General features: G+C 48.0%; 14 protein-coding genes. 4 read left to right on the forward strand and 10 right to left on the reverse strand.

The window, feature by feature from the left end; all coding sequences use genetic code 11:
- The 4 genes from HMPREF2955_RS16625 to rd form a co-directional block, all read left to right on the forward strand.
- Positions 1–266: hypothetical protein (locus HMPREF2955_RS16625; protein ID WP_083317699.1), on the forward strand; the 266-nt coding region annotated here is incomplete at its 5' end.
- A gap of 890 nt (positions 267–1,156) precedes the next feature.
- A complete protein-coding gene (locus HMPREF2955_RS10395) occupies positions 1,157–1,759 on the forward strand; it encodes a DUF4254 domain-containing protein (protein ID WP_070723338.1) in 603 nt (200 codons plus the stop codon).
- A 69-nt stretch (positions 1,760–1,828) separates the two neighbouring features.
- On the forward strand, positions 1,829–2,881 hold the full coding sequence (locus HMPREF2955_RS10400) for a glycosyltransferase family 9 protein (protein ID WP_070723471.1): 1,053 nt from the start codon (positions 1,829–1,831) through the stop codon (positions 2,879–2,881).
- Positions 2,882–3,000: 119 nt separating this feature from the next.
- Positions 3,001–3,165: a rubredoxin gene (gene rd / locus HMPREF2955_RS10405; RefSeq protein WP_009230608.1), complete on the forward strand. Its 165-nt coding sequence runs from the start codon at positions 3,001–3,003 to the stop codon at positions 3,163–3,165.
- A 559-nt stretch (positions 3,166–3,724) separates the two neighbouring features.
- Here the strand turns inward: rd and ahpF are convergent.
- From ahpF to HMPREF2955_RS10465, 10 genes are all read right to left on the reverse strand, one after another.
- Positions 3,725–5,284 (reverse strand): alkyl hydroperoxide reductase subunit F, encoded by a 1,560-nt coding sequence (gene ahpF, locus HMPREF2955_RS10410; protein WP_009230607.1) that lies wholly within the window; start codon positions 5,282–5,284, stop codon positions 3,725–3,727.
- A 337-nt stretch (positions 5,285–5,621) separates the two neighbouring features.
- Complete coding sequence (gene ahpC, locus HMPREF2955_RS10415) at positions 5,622–6,188, reverse strand: alkyl hydroperoxide reductase subunit C (RefSeq protein ID WP_070723340.1); 567 nt, start codon at positions 6,186–6,188, stop codon at positions 5,622–5,624.
- 151 nt (positions 6,189–6,339) lie between these two features.
- Complete coding sequence (locus HMPREF2955_RS10420; RefSeq protein WP_070723342.1) at positions 6,340–6,954, reverse strand: superoxide dismutase; 615 nt, start codon at positions 6,952–6,954, stop codon at positions 6,340–6,342.
- Positions 6,955–7,040: 86 nt separating this feature from the next.
- Positions 7,041–9,857, reverse strand: coding sequence for a DUF2339 domain-containing protein (locus HMPREF2955_RS10425; RefSeq protein WP_070723343.1), 2,817 nt, complete (start codon positions 9,855–9,857; stop codon positions 7,041–7,043).
- Between the two features lie 1,309 nt (positions 9,858–11,166).
- Positions 11,167–12,480, reverse strand: a complete 1,314-nt coding sequence (locus HMPREF2955_RS10440; protein WP_070723347.1) for an Omp28-related outer membrane protein — start codon at positions 12,478–12,480, stop codon at positions 11,167–11,169.
- Between the two features lie 507 nt (positions 12,481–12,987).
- Entirely contained in the window at positions 12,988–14,301 is a 1,314-nt protein-coding gene (locus HMPREF2955_RS10445; RefSeq protein WP_070723349.1) for an Omp28-related outer membrane protein, read from the reverse strand.
- A gap of 221 nt (positions 14,302–14,522) precedes the next feature.
- Positions 14,523–15,194 (reverse strand): hypothetical protein, encoded by a 672-nt coding sequence (locus tag HMPREF2955_RS10450; RefSeq protein ID WP_139145545.1) that lies wholly within the window; start codon positions 15,192–15,194, stop codon positions 14,523–14,525.
- A gap of 361 nt (positions 15,195–15,555) precedes the next feature.
- Positions 15,556–16,344 (reverse strand): Omp28 family outer membrane lipoprotein, encoded by a 789-nt coding sequence (locus HMPREF2955_RS10455; protein ID WP_070723351.1) that lies wholly within the window; start codon positions 16,342–16,344, stop codon positions 15,556–15,558.
- Between the two features lie 171 nt (positions 16,345–16,515).
- Positions 16,516–18,111, reverse strand: coding sequence for a DUF6029 family protein (locus tag HMPREF2955_RS10460; RefSeq protein WP_070723475.1), 1,596 nt, complete (start codon positions 18,109–18,111; stop codon positions 16,516–16,518).
- Between the two features lie 744 nt (positions 18,112–18,855).
- Positions 18,856–19,341, reverse strand: a complete 486-nt coding sequence (locus HMPREF2955_RS10465; RefSeq protein ID WP_070723352.1) for a peroxiredoxin family protein — start codon at positions 19,339–19,341, stop codon at positions 18,856–18,858.
- Positions 19,342–19,909 lie beyond the last annotated feature (568 nt).

Here is a 19,909-nt window from a genome sequence, read left to right on the forward strand (position 1 = left end):
TAGCATGTGCATGCGGCAAAATGAATATTTATTTCAAGAAAGCATCATTTACACCACTTTTGGGCTTGTTTGCCGCTAAAAGTGGTGCGTTTTGGTGCAAAATGACGTGCGTTTTGCCGCAAAATGCAGCGCGTTTTGGTGCTAAATGCAGTGTGTTTTGGTACAAAATGCAAGGTGTTTTGGTGCAAAATGCAGTACTTTTTGCCGCTAAATGTAGAACGATAAGCATAAACATACGCTGCAATGGTATAAATATAGCCTTTTAGAACCATGAAACACATGGCTAAAAAGGGCAAAATAGTGGTTAAAAAGTGGGTTTTGGGGGTCTAAAAGGGGGTATTCAGGAGCAAAAAAATACGAGTTGGCGGCCAATCTAGAAAGGCAAAATGGTGCAAAATACAGGTTCTTTTCCCAAAAACAGACAAAACGAACAACGAGAAAAGCTAGAAATAGGGGTGATTCACCTACTTTATGCCCTATATTTTCGCTAGAATGGAGCGAAAATCAGAACGGTATTGTAAAATAAAAGATAAAGATTTTAGATTTTGAGTTGATGGGTTTTGAGTTGATGAGCTTATAAGTTTAAAAGTTCTTGAGTTCTTGAGTTTGTGAGTTGACGAACTTGTAAGTTTGGAGTTGGTGAGCTTGTAAGTTGGTGAGTTTATAAGTTGATGAGTAGATACATTGGGGAGTTGTTGGGTTTTCGTGGGTTGATAAGCCGGTGGGTATATTTGTCCTACACTTCGTATATGCGATGAGTATTTATATTGTGTTGGCATTACAATATCTTGTGTTGGCATTACAAAGGTAATAAACTCCGCTCTATTTATAGAAATACTAAAAGTCAAGACTACTTCATTGCATCAAACGCAACGCAGTGGCTATCGCAAGAAGTTCAGTTCTTCCGCCAAAGAAACATAAACAAATCGTTACAACACAGCTTAGTATGCCCCCAAAAGCGCGACATAAGGTTTTACCAATATCGCAATAGAAAATATTCATCAACTTTTCATTGCGGATTTAAAATAAAAAACATATCTTTGCAAAAGATAGTCTGCACGCGTTTGCACCTCTTTTGCAGAAGATAGGCAATGCCTACCCAAGCTAAGGAAACGCGCAAGTGTGGCGGCAACAAACATTTAAACTGCAAAACAATATGTCTTTTACTAAACTTTGCAACGAGATTTTCAACCAGGCGATACGTGACTACCACGTAACCGACAACATCGACACCCCTATCAACAACCCCTACAAAAGAGAAACGATAGAAAACCGCCTGTATCTAAAATGCTGGATTGACACCGTGCAATGGCATTTTGAAGACATTATTCGCGACCCGCACATCAATCCCGAAGAGGCACTGAGCCTTAAAAGGCGCATCGACCGCTCTAATCAAGACCGAACAGACTTGGTGGAGCAGATTGACAGCTACTTCCGACAGAAGTACGCCGATGTGAAACCGCAAGCCGATGCCAGGCTTAACACGGAGAGTCCTGCTTGGGCCATCGACCGCCTTTCGATACTCGCATTGAAGATTTATCACATGCGCGAACAGGTGGAACGTACGGATGTAGACGACGAACATCGCGAGCGTTGCAAGGCTAAGCTGAACATCTTGCTAGAACAACAGGCCGACCTGTCGACCGCTATCGACCAACTACTGGCCGATATTGAGCAGGGGCGCATCTACATGAAGGTGTATATGCAGATGAAGATGTATAACGACCCAGCAACAAACCCCGTGTTGTACAAGAAATAAAGGCCTCTGGGGTGTTTAAACGCAATGGGCGTTTCGCTGCCAAGCAAAAAAACTAATACCCACATCAGTGTGAAGACCGAACATATCCTTATCATCCGTTTCTCGGCCATGGGCGATGTTGCCATGACTGTCCCTGTGGTTCAGTCTTTGGCGAAACAATACCCTGAGTTGCGGATAACGTTTTTAAGTCGACCCTTTGCGCGCCCATTATTCGAAGGGCTTGCCCCTAACGTGGGATTTATGGGAGCCGACATTAAGAAGGAATATCATGGGGTTGGCGGTTTAAACAAGTTGTACAAGCGCATCGTTGCTAAGAACATCACTGCCGTGGCCGACTTGCACAATGTGTTGCGCTCTGGTTATTTGCGATTGCGGTTCAACCTTGGGCGTTATCGGGTGGAACATATCGACAAACACCGCAACGAACGCAAGAAACTGGTGGCACAAACAGACAAACGGCTGGTGCCTTTGCCTACGGCTTTCCAAAACTATGCCGACGTTTTTGCCAAGCTGGGCTATCCCGTAAAGATGGATTTCACCTCTATCTTTCCTCCACAAGGCGGCAACCTGCGCCTTCTTCCTGCCGAAATAGGCGTAAAGAAGGCTTTTCAAGAGTGGATTGGCGTTGCACCTTTCGCGGCTCATAAGCAGAAAGTGTATCCGCCTGAGATGCTCGAAAAGGTGATCAAGATGATTATAAGGGAGCATCCTTCGTGTCGTGTGTTCCTTTTTGGCAAGGGTGCAGACGAAGATCCCATCCTAAACGGCATCGTAGAACGCAATCCGCAGTGCCTGAATGCCTCGGCTGTGCTTGGTGGAATAGCGCAAGAGTTGGTGTTGATGAGCCACCTAGACGTGATGATAAGCATGGATAGTGCCAACATGCACTTCGCCTCGCTGGTTAATACGCCTGTGGTTAGCATTTGGGGCGCCACCCATCCCTATGCGGGCTTTATGGGTTGGGGGCAAAAACCGCAGAATGCAGTGCAGATAGACTTGGCTTGTAGGCCGTGCAGCATATTCGGAAACAAACCTTGTTTGCGTGGCGACCTAGCTTGTTTGCGCACCATCTCGCCCGAAATGGTGTACGAAAGGGTTAAGCGCGTGTTAAGTAAGCGATAAACAAAAACATTGTTGGATAACAAAATATACCGCGGCAAAGGTCCCGATGGGCGTGCCGTTGGTTGATTTCATTATTAAATATATAAATTCATTATAAACAAATTAAAAGCGAAAAGATTATGAAGAAGTACATTTGCGAGACTTGCGGCTGGATTTACGACCCCGCAGTTGGCGATCCCGATGGCGGCATTGAACCAGGAACGGCTTTCGAAGATATTCCCGAAGATTGGGTTTGCCCCATCTGTGGAGTCGGGAAAGACGACTTCTCGGTTGTGGAAGAATAAAGTTTTTTAGAAGATTATTAGAATAAGGGGATGGCCTGCAACGGCATATCCCCTTTTTTTGTGATGTGGGAAAGGTGAAGGGAGTGGGCGAGGGGACAGGCTAACGAATGGACAAGCTAACGCAAGCTAGTGGAGTTGGATTATCTAGTTCTACTAGGCCTTCTAGCAATGCTAGGTTATCTTGCCGTACTAGGCTATCTAGCAGCACTAGGTTATCTAGAAATACTAGGTTATCTTGCCGTACTAACCTACCTAGAAGTACTAGGTTATCTAGTTCTCCAAGCCACTACTTGCCTTACTTGTTCATCAGTAGGCGCAGCCATTTTTCACTTTTTCACCCTTTCACCCTTTCACCTTTAAAGGGTGCGAGCCATTTCTTCACCTTTTCAACTTTTCACTTTTTCACCTTTAAACGCCTCTTCACCATATATAAAAAGAGCGCCCCACCCGAAGGCGAAAGCGCTCCATTCACAAAAATATAGATAAAAAATCTTGAGTGGGGATGTTATAGTCCTGGTCTCATAAGTGCAACAAGCTATGCTTGTGTGGGGGCAACAGCTTAGATGATGCCCCTAATTCTATCGTCGAACGCCGAAAGAGCGGCCTTTGCACCCTCGCCCATAGCGATAACAATCTGCTTATAAGGCACGTTGGTGCAGTCGCCAGCAGCGTAAACGCCAGGAATATTGGTTCGGCAAGTGGCATCAACCACAATCTCGCGCCTTTCGTTTAGCGGCAGCGCATCGCGGAAATGCTCGGTGTTGGCAGCCAAACCAATCTGTACAAATACGCCATCGAGGGCTATTTCGCGTTCCTCTTCGTTGGTGCGGTCCTTCACACGAATGGCTGTTACGTGGTTACCATCGCCCAAAACCTGCGTTGTTTGCGACGACTTGAATATCTCGATGTTGCTCATAGAGGCCGCTTTGTCTTGCAGAACCGTGTCGGCGCGCAAGGTATCGGCAAATTCAAGTACCGTTACGTGGTTACAGATGCCCGCAAGGTCGATAGCTGCTTCAATTCCCGAATTACCACCACCAACTACGGCCACGTTCTTACCTTTGTAGAAAGGCCCATCGCAGTGAGGGCAGAAGTGAACGCCCTTACCCATATACTTGGCCTCATCGTCTACGTTAAGACGTCGCCAACTTGCGCCGGTAGCCACAACAACGGCAGGTGCAACAAACACCTCTCCGCCCTTAGCATATACGCGTTTGGGCGATTGCGAAAAGTCTACACGCTCCAATTTGCGGTTCTCGAATATCTCTATGGGGTAGTGTCCGATGTGCGAACGCAAGTCGTCTGCAAGCTGTGCACCCGTAGTTTGGGGCACCGACACCAAGTTTTCGATGCCGACAGTGTCTTTAACCTGACCACCAATGCGACCAGCTACCACGGCAACCTTCAATCCTTTGCGTGCCGAATAGATGGCGGCAGCAGAACCAGCAGGCCCTCCGCCTATAACAACGAGGTCGAATTGGCGCTCAACGGGCTCGGCATTGCTGTCTTCTTCGCTGCCAAACATGTCTTCAAGCTTACCAAGAAGTTCGCCTAAGTCGCCGCGGCCGATGTGCAATAGCTCGCCATTGGCATAAACAGCAGGTACAGCCTGTATGTTTAATCGTGCAACTTCATCTTGGAAGAGGGCTCCGTCAATCATTTCGCTGCTCACCCTGCTGTTTGCCAATGCCACGATGTTGAGTGCTTGCACCACGTCGGGGCAGTTTGTGCACGTCAACGACACGTATGTTTGTAGCTTAATTTCTCCTTTGAGGTTTGCAATTCTTCTGCTGATAGCCTCGTCGGGCAGGTTCTTTCCTTTACCATCGGCATTGAGAACGGCCAAGAGTAGCGATGTAAACTCGTGTCCGTTGGGAATACCGCGGAAGGTTATGCCCACTGGTTGGCCGCCTTTAAGCAGCGAAAACGACAGTTGGGCGTCGTTGGTGTCGGTGAAATTGGCCGACAAATGTGCCGAAGTAGACACAAAATCGTTTACGAATGCTTTCAGTTCGGCTGATTCGGCGCGCGAAGCGTCGGTGCGAACATCAAGAACATAGTCGTTTTCTAAGCCGGCGAACACGTCGCTAACTTGTTTGAGTATCGAGGTATCGAGCATAGTGATGGTTTCTTTAAGGGAGTCTGCATGCTGAAAAACGCTTGGGATAGGCCTAATGATAGGGGTTAAATGCCACCCCTTCCACGACGTGTTTCGTCGCTTTCGTGGCAGGTGAAACGCCCCCTCATCAACACTTCCTAAGTGGAAGTTAAGGCATTTCCCAAAGGCGTTGATGCGTTTTTATAACTCTGCTAAACTTATAAATTGTGGTGGGTCTGCTTGCTAAAAGCTTTTAATAAGTTGCCCCATTCCCCACTCAATGGGGAGAGATGGGGCAACTGGTAAATATATAGGTACTTGTTCGCAATGTTCAAACACCTAAACGTGTGGCTCTAAATTAGATTTTGCCAACGAGATCGATGCTGGGTTTCAGCGTTTCAGCGCCTTGTTTCCACTTTGCGGGGCAAACTTCGCCGGGGTGAGATGCTACGAACTGAGCAGCTGCAACCTTACGAACCAGCTCTTCGGCGTTACGACCTACGCTGTTGTCTTGAATTTCGGCAATCTTGATTTTGCCTTCGGGGTCAACCACGAACGTACCGCGATAAGCCATGCCTTCTTCTTCGATGAATACGCCGAAGCCCTTAGCCAGCACACCGAGTGGGTCGGCCAACATGGTGTAGTTAATCTTCTTGATGCTGTCAGAGGCGTCGTGCCAAGCCTTGTGAACGAAATGCGTGTCGCAGCTAACCGAGTAAACCTCAACGCCCATCTTCTTCAGCTCTTCGTACTTCTCTACCAAGTCAACCAATTCGGTGGGGCAAACGAAGGTAAAGTCTGCTGGATAGAAGAAGAAAATGGCCCATTTGCCCTTTACGTCTTCGCTAGATACGGTTTTGAACTCGCCATTTTGATAAGCTTGCACCTTAAATTCGGGCAGCAATGAATTGATGATTGATTGCATAATGTGTATTAATTATTTTTGTCGTCGGTGGCGTTGGTGGCGCGTTCTTGTTAAAGGGCGCACCCCAACCACGCCCGACAAGCGTTCTATGATTTTGTTTTAACTGTTGTTTTGGAAATCTATTGCACGTTCAATGTGTGGAATGAAAGGCTTACTTCAAAAGACTTTCAACAACCTTCCAGTCGATGATGTCCCAAAGAGCGGCCAAGTGGTCCACACGGCGGTTTTGGTAATCCAAGTAGTAAGCGTGCTCCCAAACGTCTATACCCAATAAGGGGTTGTTCCCATGGCGCAAGGGATTGCCGGCGTTTGCCTCCTTGGTGATAACCAATTTGCCGTTTTTATCTTGCGAAAGCCATGCCCAGCCCGACCCAAAGAGCGTTGCGGCTGCTTGCGTAAACTCTTTCTTGAAATTCTCAACGCTACCGAAGTCGCGCACCAAGGCCTCTGCAATCTTGCCCGTAGGCTCGTTACCCTTAACGGGCGACTTAAACTGCAAGAAGTAATAGGTGTGGTTAAGCGTCTGGCCTGCGTTGTTGAAGATAGGCCCGTCGGGAGCAGTCTTCACGATTTCTTCAACGCTCTTACCCTCGAATTCCGTGCCTTGGATAAGCGTATTCAGGGTGTTAACGTAGTTCTGAAGGTGCTTTCCGTAATGGAAATTTATCGTTTGTTCGCTGATAACAGGCTCCAACGCATTGGCTGCGTATGGAAGAGTTGGCATTGTTATATTCATAATTGCTAAAAATAAGTTGGTTAAAAACATTTGTTCGTTATTTGTTTACGAGTGCAAAGTTATTAACAATATCTTCTATCGCAAACAGATAATATCTATCGTGCAATAGGTTCACTCTATTCGTGGCTGTCTTCTGCATCGTCTGATGATTCATGCAGCTGTGTATCAAGGCCGTTCGGGTCCTCGTCTTTACCGCCAAGGTTCAGCGTATCTTTCAGTTTCTGATACATGAACGATAGCGTTAGCAGCAGCACGCCAAGGATAATGAACACCACGATGCGGCCAACGGCCGGCATGCGCCATACATCGTAGAGGGCCAACTTCGCAATGATAAAACCAAAAGTGGCGATGCTCAGCAAGCGCATCGTTTTGTTTGGCAGGCGCATACCCAAGGCCATTTGCAACGTTCCCACGGCCGCGAGCGACAAAGAAAAGGCTGCGCTGAACTGTTCTACCCCCATCTGCATCAGCAAGGCGCGCACCATGCTCACCCACAACAAGGTAGCCGACACGTTAAGAAACACCGTGAAAAGCTTTGTCGACCGTTCTGCCTGCTTGTAATAGTTTCTGCTTGCATGCACAAAAAGCCCTATGGCGCAAGCAATGCCCAGCCATTGCACACCTATGGCCGCCATGGGCGTGGTATATTCGCCGTAGTAGAACACGTCGCCTGCAATAAGGAACATGGCCACGAACATGTAAACGGCGTACAACCAACCATACTTGCCGGCCGGATAACGGCGACCGAACCCCACGGCAATGGCAAACAACGTGCCTATGCGCAACAAGGTAACTACCGCATTGTAGGTGGGCGAAGGGATGAACAAGTCCATTTCCATGCTGAGACAGGCGTAAATGGTAATAATACCCGCTCCATAGATAATGTGGTTTAAAGGCACATAGTAAGCTTCAAGCTTCTCTTTGTTGCGGTCCATGATGCGCGCGAAGGCCAAGAAACAAAGACCGCGGAAGATGGTAGACATGAAATTGGAGTTGAACACGGGCGTGCTCACCTCTGGAGCATTGGCAAGGAGCAACTGGCTTAATTCGCCAAGTATCGAAACAACCATCACAGCGCCCGATGCAATGCCGTAAACACCCACATTGAGTCGGCAATAAAGCCAAAGCAACAGCACCATTTCGGCCGAGAAACAAACGGTGAGCACCGCGCCAGAGAAGAACAAAGGCAACGAAACAGAAACGTAAACCAAGCCCAAGGCCAGCAATATGGCCTGCGTTGCATCCTTGGTCCGCTCCTTATATCTTAGCCAAAGATGCAAACCTATGTAGGCCGCACCCATCGTAAGGGCGGTGAAACCATTTTCATAATACTCGTCGTCGCCCTGCGCAGCCACAAGAAAGATGGTGAACATGCTGCTCAATATCATCGTAGCGATGTGGAAACCCGTAAACAAAGGTACCATCCCGCGCCGCAAAAGCGTAAAGCAGCTTGCCGTAGAGATGGCCCAAAATAGGCCATAGAACAAGATATGAACGCCCCAAGACAGTTCAACAAGGTCTTTACCGATTAACAACAAGGCCAAATACGTGGCTGCTGTGCTTATCAAAGGCAATTCGTTCCAGCGCGTTCCCCACGAAAGATAGAGGCTGCCCAGACCTAAAATAACCATATATACGTATAAGAAAAGGAAGTTGGGCGTACCTGTTGCAGTGAGGAATGGCGCGAGGAAACCGCCCACGATGGCCGTCATGGCCAATTCGCGACGTTCGTAATGCCGAGCCGTCCAAGCCATAAACAACGTTACAACCACCATGATGCCAAAGGCAACCGACTGTGAGAAGAGCTGATAATAATGGAAAGCGATGGCCGTGGTGACGTAATACACGGCACATCCGCCGCCGGCCAACAGCGAACTGAACGCACGATAGTGCTTGCCCAGCCTCCAAGCCAAACCCAAAAGCAATGTACCTACGCCAAAGCCAAGGGCTGTGCGCATGGTGTGGCCTATCCAATTCTGGTCGATGGCGTATTTAACAAAGAAGGCAATACCCAGCACAAATACCAAGATACCTATCTTACCGAAGAGGTTTTCGCCGATAAACTTCTCGTAGTTGAAACCTCCGTCTTCGTTGTCTGCACCCATTGCGGAGCCGTTTACAGCCTTGCCTTTGGTTGCAGCATGCTTATACTTTGCCTCCAAATAGGCTCTACCAGTCAAAACAGGCTCTTCTTGCGCTTGCTCAACCCTTTCTTGCTCGGTTTCGTCTTGCACAAAGGCAGCCACCGGTACATGCAGTTGCGGCTGCTCTTGGGCTGCGTTTTCGCGTTGTTCTTCGGTGTTGTCGGCTTGCTGTTCGTTGTCAACACCCTGCGTTTCGTTGTCGCCGTCTTGCTGTTCGGCATCGTTGTCTTGCAGTTCTGCACCAGCTTGCGATGTTTCAACTTCGCAAGTGGTCGGCGTTTCTGCCTGATGTAGGTTGCTGTCTGTGCCTTGCAGTTCGCCTTCTGTCGGCTGTGGCTCTCCTTCGGGCGCGTTCGCAAGCACATTCACGCCCTGAACAGGCACTTCAACAGTGGCAACTGGGGCACCCACACGCTGCTGTTCGCTCAGCGTTGTAACCTCTGCGACTGGCTCTTCCACGCTTTCTTGGTGCGTGTCTTCGCCTGTTGGTAGGTCTGTATGCGTAGCCCAAGGACCGTTGCCTGCCGCTTGTGGTGGCGTTTCAATGGCATCTTTTTGTTCTTCTGCATGGTTGCCTGCATTCGTAGCAACGCCTTGTGGCAATCTTTTTTCAATCTCTTCTTGAAGGTTATTGAGTGATTCGGTTGTGCTTTCAAGCCGTTTTTGCATCACTTTGAACTGAAAGAACAGCTCTTCGAATTTGCTGTTCACGCTCAGCCGCACAGCTATTACCACAGCAACAAAGCCGAATATCAGCGGGAAAATGAACAGTCCTATTTCGTCGTACATAAGCTTAAAATGGGTTTAGTTATATAATAAGGTGTAATACGTAGCAAAGTTATACAAAAAATCGATAAGTTGGTGTAGAAAAGTGTAAAAAATAATGTTTGTTTTTCAAGTGAAACACAACGCCACTTACTGGTAAAGGCAATCTAAGTGTGTCCGCTGCCCACACGCTTATTGCATGCTTGCAACAGAGAAAAGGCCGCAACTATGTTGCGAATGGCATAGCTCCGCAAAGACCAACAGACCATTCTTCCCGCTGTTTGTCGGCAAAAGCACCGCTGTTTGTCGGCAAAAGCACCGCTGATGGCTATAAGCAGCAGGGCTATCGCTATATATTTGTGCCGCAGGAGCTATTGAGCAGCATTTCTGTTGCTGATGCAACTGAAAGCTATTTCCCCATGCACATACAACTACAACCCACGAATGCAGGAAACGGAAAACAAACAAGCCGACATACCCTAGCACTGAACGACCAAACAACACATGCACACATAAAGTTAAAATGTTGTTTATACTTTACAAAACACACACTGTTCTCGACCTCATTCTAGCGAAAATCAGGCATGAATTTGGGCATATTACAGCCATTTTGCCACTTTTTCAGCCACTGTCCTTGTCATGTTTTGCGCATATTACCTGCATTTTGTACCTTTTAGCCTCTCTAGTTTGTCGCCAACTCGCATTTTTTTCGCCCCCAATTACCCACTTTCAGACCCTAAAAACCCACTTTTTAAGGGTCATCTTGCCCTTTTTTGCCATGTATTTCATGGTTCGAGAAGGTTTTATTTATACAATTAGCGTGGATATTTATGCTTTTCGACCTGCATTTAGCGGCAAATCGCACTGCATTTTGCACCATTTTACCTTGCGTTTAGCACCAAAACGCGTTGCATTTAGCGGCAAAACGCAGTGCATTTTGCACCAAAACGCACTGCGTTTTGGTGCATATTGCACTATATTTAGCAGTAAATGACCCCTAAAACAGTGCAAATGGCAGTTTCTTCAAATAAATATTCATTTTGTCAACGTCCACTTGCCACCCCTTTTTTCAACGAAACCAACCTTCGCGAGAATCGGATTTTTGCGGCAAGGCGAGCAGTTGGTGGATAAAAACGGCACTCTTAGTGTTAAAATCTCTGCTAAAAAACTTACAAAACACCCCTACCCCTCCCCACTAGGAGAAAGGGTAGAAGGGCGTATTTGTTCCTCACCAACGGCACAATGCCGCCAGATGGGCAGGGCATCCGTTAATAAAAATGGTGCGATGGGCTTTACACGCATGGCGTTATTGCCCTTCGGGCGTAACGCAGTGTTACCTAACGAACACCTTCTGGACAGTTCCGTCGCTGTACTTAATGATGTTTACGCCTGGTTCGGGTGCCGCAAGGCGTCGGCCAGTGAGGTTAAAGCGCGCCACTTCCACACGTTCTGCTGCGGCTTTGGGGGTTTCGATGGCCGTGGCAGTGTAGGGTTTCACCACGCAACGGGCGGCGTTAACGATGCTATTGGTGGTGTTGTCGATAACCAAAACCACTACGCTCAGGTTGTTTTTGTTAATTACCGTCACCCAATCACCAATGCCGTTCAACGCTGTTTTATGAACAATGGGCCTATCGGCCACTACCCTTTGGGGCAAAGAGCCGTCTAACCCGTTGGCTATGCCTACCTGAGAGCGGGCCACATCTTCGAAAACAAAGTTCTTAATGGGGTCGGATGACCTGATAAAGTAATCCAGTTCGGGGTTAAAACCTAGATATTTGGTACTTCCACTGTATCCATTTCTTTGCGCCCAGTCGTTTTTTTGTATTCGGTTTTCTATCAACACGTAGGCCAACGCATAGCGGGCGTTGTTGGTTGTGGTGCGGAATGTGGTGGTAGATTGCGCATCGATGCCCTTACCTTCCCTATTCCACTGCGCTTTCACGTCGATGTCCATCATCGCTCCGCGCTGTTTGGCCATCTGATAATACAGCTCGCCGGTAAATCCCTCTACCTTATTTGCACGCGATGCCCATACGGTGGGCAGTCCTGCGTGGGGAGTTGCGGGCACGTTATAACCTTTTATGCCCATCACATCACCATCGTGTGCCACAATTCCGATGAAGTCGCTGGGGTGTTTCTTGGCCATTTGTCTCATGACGGCAATGCCAGAAGGGCACCAGGGGCACCAATTGGCGGTGTAATCTTCGAACACCACGCGGCATGTAGGCAACTTATTAATGGCCGTAATGGGCAGTTTAGCTATCTTTCCTGGACTTCCGTTGGGCTTGCCATTAATCTGTGTAACGTCTAAAACCAACTCGTAATCGCCCGCTTTGCTTTGTGGCGGGATGTTGATGGTTAGACCAGTTAGGCCGTTAGCCACGAGAGGTGTGGCAAATGTCACTGTCCGCTCGTCCACAACCTTGCCGTTTATGGTGGCCTTGTAGTGGAAGTTCTTTTGTACGATGTTGCCGTAATTGTGCATAATGAACGTGTTCTTATGCCCCGAGGCACCTGTCTTTACATACATCCGTGCGGGTTTGTCCACAGACAGACTATATACGTCGGCTGCAAGAAGGGTATAGGTCTGCATACAAAGCAAGGCCATGAGCGCATAAAGGCGCAAAAAGTGTTGTTTTTTCATGCTATTTCAGTTTAAAAATGAATACGATAGAGGCATTGAAAAGTGAAAAAGTGAAAAGGTGAAAAAATGGCTCACACCCTTTAAAGGTGAAAGGGTGAAAAGGTGAAAGGGTGAAAAAATGGCTCACGCCCTTTAAAAAGGTGAAAGGACGAAAAGGTGAAAGGGTGAAAAGATGGCTCACGCCCTACTAACCTGTTAGCTTGTTAACTAGATAAGGTGAAAAATGGCTGCGCCTACTGATGACCAAGTAAGGCTAGTAGTGGCTAGGAGAACTAGATAGCCTAGTACTTCTGGATAACCTAGTATTGCTAGAAGGACTAGTGGAACTAGATAATCCAACTCCACTAGTTTGCATTAACTTGTCCACCTGTTAACTTGTCAACTGGTAAACTCGTTAGCTTGTCAACTGGTAAACTCGTCAACAAGTTTGAAGGGCGTGAGCCATTTTTTCACCTTTTCACCCTTTCAATTTTTCACCTTTAAACGCCTTTTCACCCTTTCACTTTTTCACCTTTCATTCACCTTCTCAACAGTTCCATCGCTATACTTCACGATGTTTATACCCTTTTCGGGTGCAGAAAGGCGTTGACCTTTGAGGTTAAAGCGCGCCACTTCTACGCGTTGGTCGGTGTTTTTGGTGGTTGCGACACCTGTTGTACTGTATGGTTTGATTGGGCAATGGGCACCGTTAACAATGCTGTTTGTGGAATTATCGATAACCATCACCACAACACGCAGGTTCTTTTTGTTCTGTGGTGTCCAATTCCTGCCCACTCCTTTGAACGTTGCCTGATGCTTAATGCCCCTGTCGGCCACGACATTCTTGGGCAACGAGCCGTCCATTCCGCTGTCAATGCCTAAGAAAGCACGAGCCACATGGTTGTATTTAAGGCCATAAACCTCTCCTGAACCTTTGATAAAAACACCCAATTCCTCGTTTTCCCCCAACAACTCGGTTTCTCCACTGAAAGCATTTAATTGGCACCATGATGCGTTGTGCATGCCATCTTCTACAACCACGTAGGCCAGTGCATAGTTGGCGTTGGGCATATTGGTGCGGAATGTGGTGGTAGACTGCACGTTGATGGCGTTACCGCTTGCATTCCATTCTGCTTTTAGGTCGATATCCATCACCGCTCCGCGCGCTTTGGCCTCCCGATAAAGGTCTTCGCCGGTATAACCAGACACTTTGGCTCTGCGCGATGCCCACACATAAGGAAGGCCAAATTTGTCTACTTGAGGGCGTTTGTAGTCTGCGATAGCTATCTTGTCGCCCTGATGAACGGCTATTCCGATAAAGTCGTCGGGGTGTTTCTTAGTCAAATACTCCATGATGGCCGTTGCGCGAGGACAATATCGGCACCACATGGCGGTGTAATCTTCGAACACCACGCGGCATGTTGGCACCTTGGTGACCACCGTTATGTCGAGTGTAGACGACGAAAAGGTCGTTGTGTTGGGCTTACCATTAACATGCGTGATGTTACAAACCAACTGATGGTCGCCCAATTGGTTGAATGTTGGCACCTTAACCAAGAGTTTTCCGAAGTCGTTTACGTTGATTGGTTCGGTTAATTTCACCTCTTTTTCTTCCACAACCTGACCATTCACGGTGGCGGTATAGCGGTAAGAGGTGACGGGGTTGGTGCCATAGTTAACGCAAGAGAATGTTCCCTTGGCATCAGTTGCACCCTTTGCAACGAATAAGCGCGGCGCAGCAATGGGCGCTAAGTTGTTCTCGCCAAACCCGGCAAAGGCTGTTGCGCAGGCGCAGAACATGAATGCGAGTGCGCAAAGGCGCGAAAGTAGTGTTTTTTTCATTTATTATCTATGTTTGTTAGGCCTTCCCCCGCCCCTATCCAAAGGGGTTGAGGGGAAATGGGATGCCTTGTTTACAATGTACTATTCCATTCAAGTAACCACAAAGCAATGGGTTAATGGCTCACTTCACCCCCTCATTGTACTCATCTCCCCCCACTTATCGTAGGCAGAAGTCGGAGATTCTCTCCCTAGGAGGGGATGAAAATGACGTTTACTTTGGTCTATTTTCCCACCACAACCTTTGTTGTCTTACCGTTTTGACGTACTAAGTACAGTCCTTTTGGTAAGCTATTGACATCGGAAATGTTGCGGCCAACGAGCACGCCATTAACAGTCCACACTTCGTTGTCTGCATTCTGTGCCGTGCGTTGCACGCTTTCTATGCCCGTTGCATTGCCATTAAACTTCAATGTAACCGTAGCTAGCAGTTGTTCGGGTACCGCTTTTTCTACATTTGCGGTGCTTTTTGTGGTGTAAAGTTTCAATATGGCGGTGCAGTTTGCTTTGCCAGTAAGATTAAAGTCCGTGGCAATGGAGATGTTTTGCGCCTTAGAACTAACCTTTCGTGAGGACGTATAGTACTTGCCTTTCTTGTCCCATGTGTTGCAATTTGAAGGGAAACACACCTCCAAATCGGCTCCTTGCCCGCTGATTTCTACAATTTCGTAGACAAGCATAACGTTAAACTCCTTTCCTGAGACGTTACGAATGGACAAACCCGACTTAATTTGCGGTCCAAATCCAGCATTTTCTACCTTGGTTAACGATAATGTGGCCTTATCTGCCAATACTTTTCCTTTGGCATCAACAAATACCATTTCACGATTTGCTGCTTGCATTGTCATTACTGATGCAAGGCAAAATAATACGCTAAGAAGTAATAATCTCTTCATGTTAAATAGATTTATTTGTAATTATATATGTTTATGAGTTTATAAGTTTGTAAGCTGATGAGTATGTAAGTTAATGTGTTGGGGAGCTTGTAAGTTCGTGAGCTCGTGAGCTTATAAGTTGATGAGTTCACGAGTTGATGAGTTGGAGGGAACTTGTAAGCTTGTAAGTTGATGCGTATATAAGATAATGCGTTCGTGAATTTGTGAGTTTGTAAGTTTACAAGTCTGTGAGTTAACAGGTTGTTTGCTGATACAAGCAAGGACAAATCAAGCCTCACAAGCAGGGGCGCATTAAACAAGCAGACTTATTAACCAACTAACTTATCAACCCATAAACTGATGCCTTTAACAGCTTAAGGCCTTAAATACCAACCTTTCTCCTTTCCACTTGCACAACTCCTGCATCATTATACACGAAAGCTACAATCCAAGCGTTGTCTGCGTTGATGCCTTCTGGCAGGGTTAGCTTATGGGTTAATGTCTTTTCTGCATTGCCCGGCAAGCTTATTGGCTCGCCCCAATCGCCATTAAGCGCGGCGCGAAGCACATGATTATGCACGTAATCGCGCTTTACAACATTGTCGGGGAACTGCTGCAAGGCCACAATTCCATCTTCAACCAACCACAATTGCAGCTTCCCTTCTACGCCTTCTGCCAAGGTTTGCGCCGAAGTGCTTACTTGCAGCTCGCGATTTGCGGCATTATACGTGGTGGTGAGTTTCAGATTCAGCGGCGATTTGGTTTCAAACGCTGCGATAATCTTTGCCGCCCACCCCTCTTTTACCGAACCGGCGCGTTGCCTATTCACCAACACCTTAGGCACAGAGTTGGCATATCCCCAATGTTCGGCATAGGTTTTACCTAGCGGTGTGGCCAAACCTACAAGCCCTTCCTTAGGCATAATGGCCAACCTGCCGCCATGAATGGCCACAACCACGAGCGTGTCTGCACCATATTGGGCCTGCAACCGCGACAATTCTTCGGCCGCCGCAGGACAGTTAAGACAGCGCTGACCCGTAAATTCCTCTACAAGTACCTTGCGTTTGGCCGTTGTAGCAGGCACTTCGATAAGCCTTTCGCTTGGCGCGATGTCGTTGCACGCACCTAAGAGCAGGGCGGCAAGCAGTATGTTTAATGGTTTGATGTGCATATTGATTATTGTTATCGGCCTCACCCCCAGCCCCTCTCCGAGGGAAGAGGGGAGTAGATGGCCATATTTATTTCGTTAGAAGGGTTTATCAGGGACGACAAGATAACCTGCTTACCCTTTCGTATAAGTCTATATGAATTTGAAAAAAGGCGACTCTAATTCTCTCACACGCTAGAAATTATAACTGTAAGACAGCATTGCGCCCTTCGTTGGAGGCATGTATCGGCACACGCCACCACTACAATTATACCCATCGTTGGTTCGTCCGTAGCCCACTTGCAGCCTATGTGCACCATGCACAAACGTCACCAACGCCTGATAATAGTGGATATGCGTAGAGCCGGCGTTGTATTGGTCGCTCACGGTAAACATCCACGAGGGTGCCAACGACAGCTCTGCCAAGCCGAAAAGCCAGTCGCCGTTGCCGTCTTTCGACTGCATGTACTGCGCCTCGGTACGCAATGTGGTGCGTGGCGATAGCTTCCACTTCACGTCTGCCACAAAAATGTTGGCGTTAATCATACCCCCCTCGCCTTCAACAACCGTTTTGTTGTAGCGTTGGTTCATGTACATCAGCGTGGTTTTCAATGCCGGGTTCCATCGTTTCTCCACTTGTACGTTCAAGTCTTGGTAGTAAGTGGCATCTCCCCACGCCCAAAAAGCCGAGCCATAGCCGTCTGTTCCCTTCCCGCCATGATGGTTTTTGGCAATGCCATGCACGTGCGAGAAGTTCAATTTCAAAGCCGTACCATAACGGCCACCAAGTGCCGTGCCCTTTTTCAGCTTGTAACCCAACGATGCTTGATAGGCCCATTCGCCCTCAGGCTGCGTGGCATAGGGCCGCAAGGCAGGCAAAGCGTAGGTGTGTTCGAGGGTGAAAGCAGGCAGATGGTTTACATAAGACGATATGCCCACCATACTTCGGCGCGAGCGAAAGCCCATGTTCACACTGCGTTTGGCCTGCAACAGCATGCTAAGTCCCTGTTTTGAATACGACCCCGACAGCATAGCCACGTAACCATGACGATAGATGTAGCCGTTATCTGCCGTTGGGTCTTGTCCTTTTCGGGCATATTCGGCCAACACGTTATAGGCTCCATGCTGCCAACGAGCGCGAATATCGTAGGCCATCACGTTGCGCGGAAGGCGTAAACGATGGGTGGCGTCGGCCATAATCACCTCGTCGGGTTCGTTTTTATTCACCACCGATGCGCCCAACATCAAGTGGTGGTCGTGTTCTTTCATGCCTGGAAACCATTGTTCGATGTTCAATTCCAGGTCTCCACCGCCCACCCAGCCAGGGTTATGTTCCCAATATCGGCGTTGTTTTCCGGCCAAGGCCTTCATGTAAACGCCGGGTAGCGGGTTAGCCTTCAATCGTCCGCCAAGCAAAGAATTATCTATTCCGAGGCTCCGTTCTTCGTAAGTGCGCAACACAAAGCCCGAACCGAACTGTTCATAAAACGTTCCGGCCGTTAGTTCCACATGCTGCGTTTGCCACTTTAAGTAATAATACGGCACGCCCCAACCCTTAAAATCGGGTTCAAAACCGGGCAGGGGATATTGCATATACTCGAAACGGACACCCGCATCGAAGTTTCTTAGCGATGCGTCTAGCTCCACATAAGTGTTGTTCAAGAAGTCTCCGTTATCCTTTGTTATCCCAGCTTGCTTGTCGTTTTCAGGCACAAGCATGTCTGTTTGTATCGAGCCGCGCAGGGTTAAGCCCTTTTTCGGCTGGTCTTGTGCCCCAACGGGCAGGGCCATTGCACAATATACGGCAATGGCAAGTGTTGTTCCCCAGGGTTTCCAGTTGGCCCTGTGGCTCTTCGCAACCGCGCTTGGTTCCGAAAATTTCTTCTTTATGCCCAGCATTTGTTGCAGCGGCAGCCCCATCCACTTAGGTTGTCGGGGTTGCAACAGCAGTTGTTTGTTGGGTAAAGGGTTTCTAAACATGTTGTTCAAAAGCATATATTTTGGCGTATGCGTATTAAAAATGGTTATTCGCAATGTTCTTGTTGGTGTATTTGTTCGTTCATAGTGGGCCAACGGGTTTGGCTTTTTACGGTGAGGAAATGCGACACCAAGACACTCACGCACCGCGTATTTATCCGCTATTGCTGTTAGCGGTTGGGCGTAAGCACACAGCTCCAAGGTCTCGTTCACCGCGTATTTGTCCGCTATTGCTGTTAACGTTTGGGCGTAAACACACAGCTCCAAGATTCCTCTCACCGCGCGTTTACCCACTATTGTTATTAGCGGTTGGGTGTAAGCACACAGCTCCAAGGTTCCCCTCACCGCGTATTTATCCGCTATTGCTGTTAGCGGTTGGGCGTAAGCACACAACACCAAGGTTTCTTTCACCGCGTATTTGTCCGCTATTATTGCTAGCGGTTGGGCATAAGCACACAGTTTCCAGGCTCCCAACACCGCAGGTGGGTAGCGTATTTCGCCCTCGACAGCACCCAACAACACAGTTGGATGCCCAAGATACTGCATCAAAATCTTTCGTTACAAGCAGTCTTTCACCTTTTGGTACAGTTCTGTTTCTGCCCCATCGGCATATCCGTTATGCTTATATACGATGTTTCCCTTACCGTCAAGCAGCAGCGTATAGGGTATCATCTGCACCCCCATAGCGCGTTTCAGTTCTCCGTTAGGGTCGAGCAACACTTGGTAAGTCCACCCGTTTTCGTCTACGAGCGGTTTCACCTTATTGATGTTCTGTGCCTGGTCGATGCTTACGGCCACAATTTTCACGCCCGTTTCCTGTTTCCAGTCGCTATACACCTCGTCGATGGCGTTCAATTCGCGGTTACATGGCTTGCACCAAGTTGCGAAGAAGGCCACCACGATGGGCTTTCCGTTGTTGCTGAGCGTGTCTAGTCGCACGTCGTTACCCGATACGTCTTTTAGTGTGATGTTCGGCAAACGCGTCTGCGCGCATGCGAACGTGGCCACCATCATGGCGGCAATAAGTAAATAAAGCTTCTTCATGTGGTATTCTGAATAGGTGTACAAAGGTAATGAAAAACAATTAAATTGTAAAAGAAAATTACAAAGATTATTTGTTTCATAGTTAAGAATTGGAGTTTAAGGCTTGTTTTGGGGGTATTTTGCATAACTGGGCACACAAGATTGGGCACATCCCAGCCCCTACCGGCCTCACCCCAATACCCTACCGGCCTCACCCCACCCTCTACCGGCCTCACCCCCAGCCCCTCTCCAAGGGGAGAGGGGATGAAATGCTTTGCTTATTGCACGCTTGTTACTGGTTGACTTGTTATCCACCAGCCTCACCCCAAGACCCCATCGGCCTCAAACCAGCCACTACTAGCCTCACCCACAACCCCTCTCCAAGGGGAGAGGGGAGTGAAATGCTTTGTTTATTGCACGCTTGTTATTTGTCAACTCGTCAACTCCCTAACCACTCGTCCACTTCCCAATCACCTCGCCTTCTTGTTAACCTGGCATCTCGTCAACTACTCCTTTGTCCACTTTTCAGCAATAATTTTAACACGAAGAGTGCCATTTTTATCCACCAACTGCTCACCTTGCCGCAAAA

It is taken from the genome of Prevotella sp. HMSC073D09 (assembly GCF_001814145.1).
GTDB lineage: Bacteria > Bacteroidota > Bacteroidia > Bacteroidales > Bacteroidaceae > Prevotella > Prevotella conceptionensis.

What these genes read in the sequence shown, in the direction of transcription:
- HMPREF2955_RS10450 (WP_139145545.1), bottom strand. Translation starts at nt 15,194, where the DNA reads ATGAAGAGATTATTACTTCTTAGCGTATTATTTTGCCTTGCATCAGTA.
- HMPREF2955_RS10420 (WP_070723342.1), bottom strand. Translation starts at nt 6,954, where the DNA reads ATGTTTTTAACCAACTTATTTTTAGCAATTATGAATATAACAATGCCA.
- HMPREF2955_RS10440 (WP_070723347.1), bottom strand. Translation starts at nt 12,480, where the DNA reads ATGAAAAAACAACACTTTTTGCGCCTTTATGCGCTCATGGCCTTGCTT.
- ahpF (WP_009230607.1), bottom strand. Translation starts at nt 5,284, where the DNA reads ATGCTCGATACCTCGATACTCAAACAAGTTAGCGACGTGTTCGCCGGC.
- HMPREF2955_RS10460 (WP_070723475.1), bottom strand. Translation starts at nt 18,111, where the DNA reads ATGGCCCTGCCCGTTGGGGCACAAGACCAGCCGAAAAAGGGCTTAACC.
- HMPREF2955_RS10445 (WP_070723349.1), bottom strand. Translation starts at nt 14,301, where the DNA reads ATGAAAAAAACACTACTTTCGCGCCTTTGCGCACTCGCATTCATGTTC.
- HMPREF2955_RS10395 (WP_070723338.1), top strand. Translation starts at nt 1,157, where the DNA reads ATGTCTTTTACTAAACTTTGCAACGAGATTTTCAACCAGGCGATACGT.
- HMPREF2955_RS10465 (WP_070723352.1), bottom strand. Translation starts at nt 19,341, where the DNA reads ATGAAGAAGCTTTATTTACTTATTGCCGCCATGATGGTGGCCACGTTC.
- HMPREF2955_RS10425 (WP_070723343.1), bottom strand. Translation starts at nt 9,857, where the DNA reads ATGTACGACGAAATAGGACTGTTCATTTTCCCGCTGATATTCGGCTTT.
- ahpC (WP_070723340.1), bottom strand. Translation starts at nt 6,188, where the DNA reads ATGCAATCAATCATCAATTCATTGCTGCCCGAATTTAAGGTGCAAGCT.
- rd (WP_009230608.1), top strand. Translation starts at nt 3,001, where the DNA reads ATGAAGAAGTACATTTGCGAGACTTGCGGCTGGATTTACGACCCCGCA.
- HMPREF2955_RS10455 (WP_070723351.1), bottom strand. Translation starts at nt 16,344, where the DNA reads ATGCACATCAAACCATTAAACATACTGCTTGCCGCCCTGCTCTTAGGT.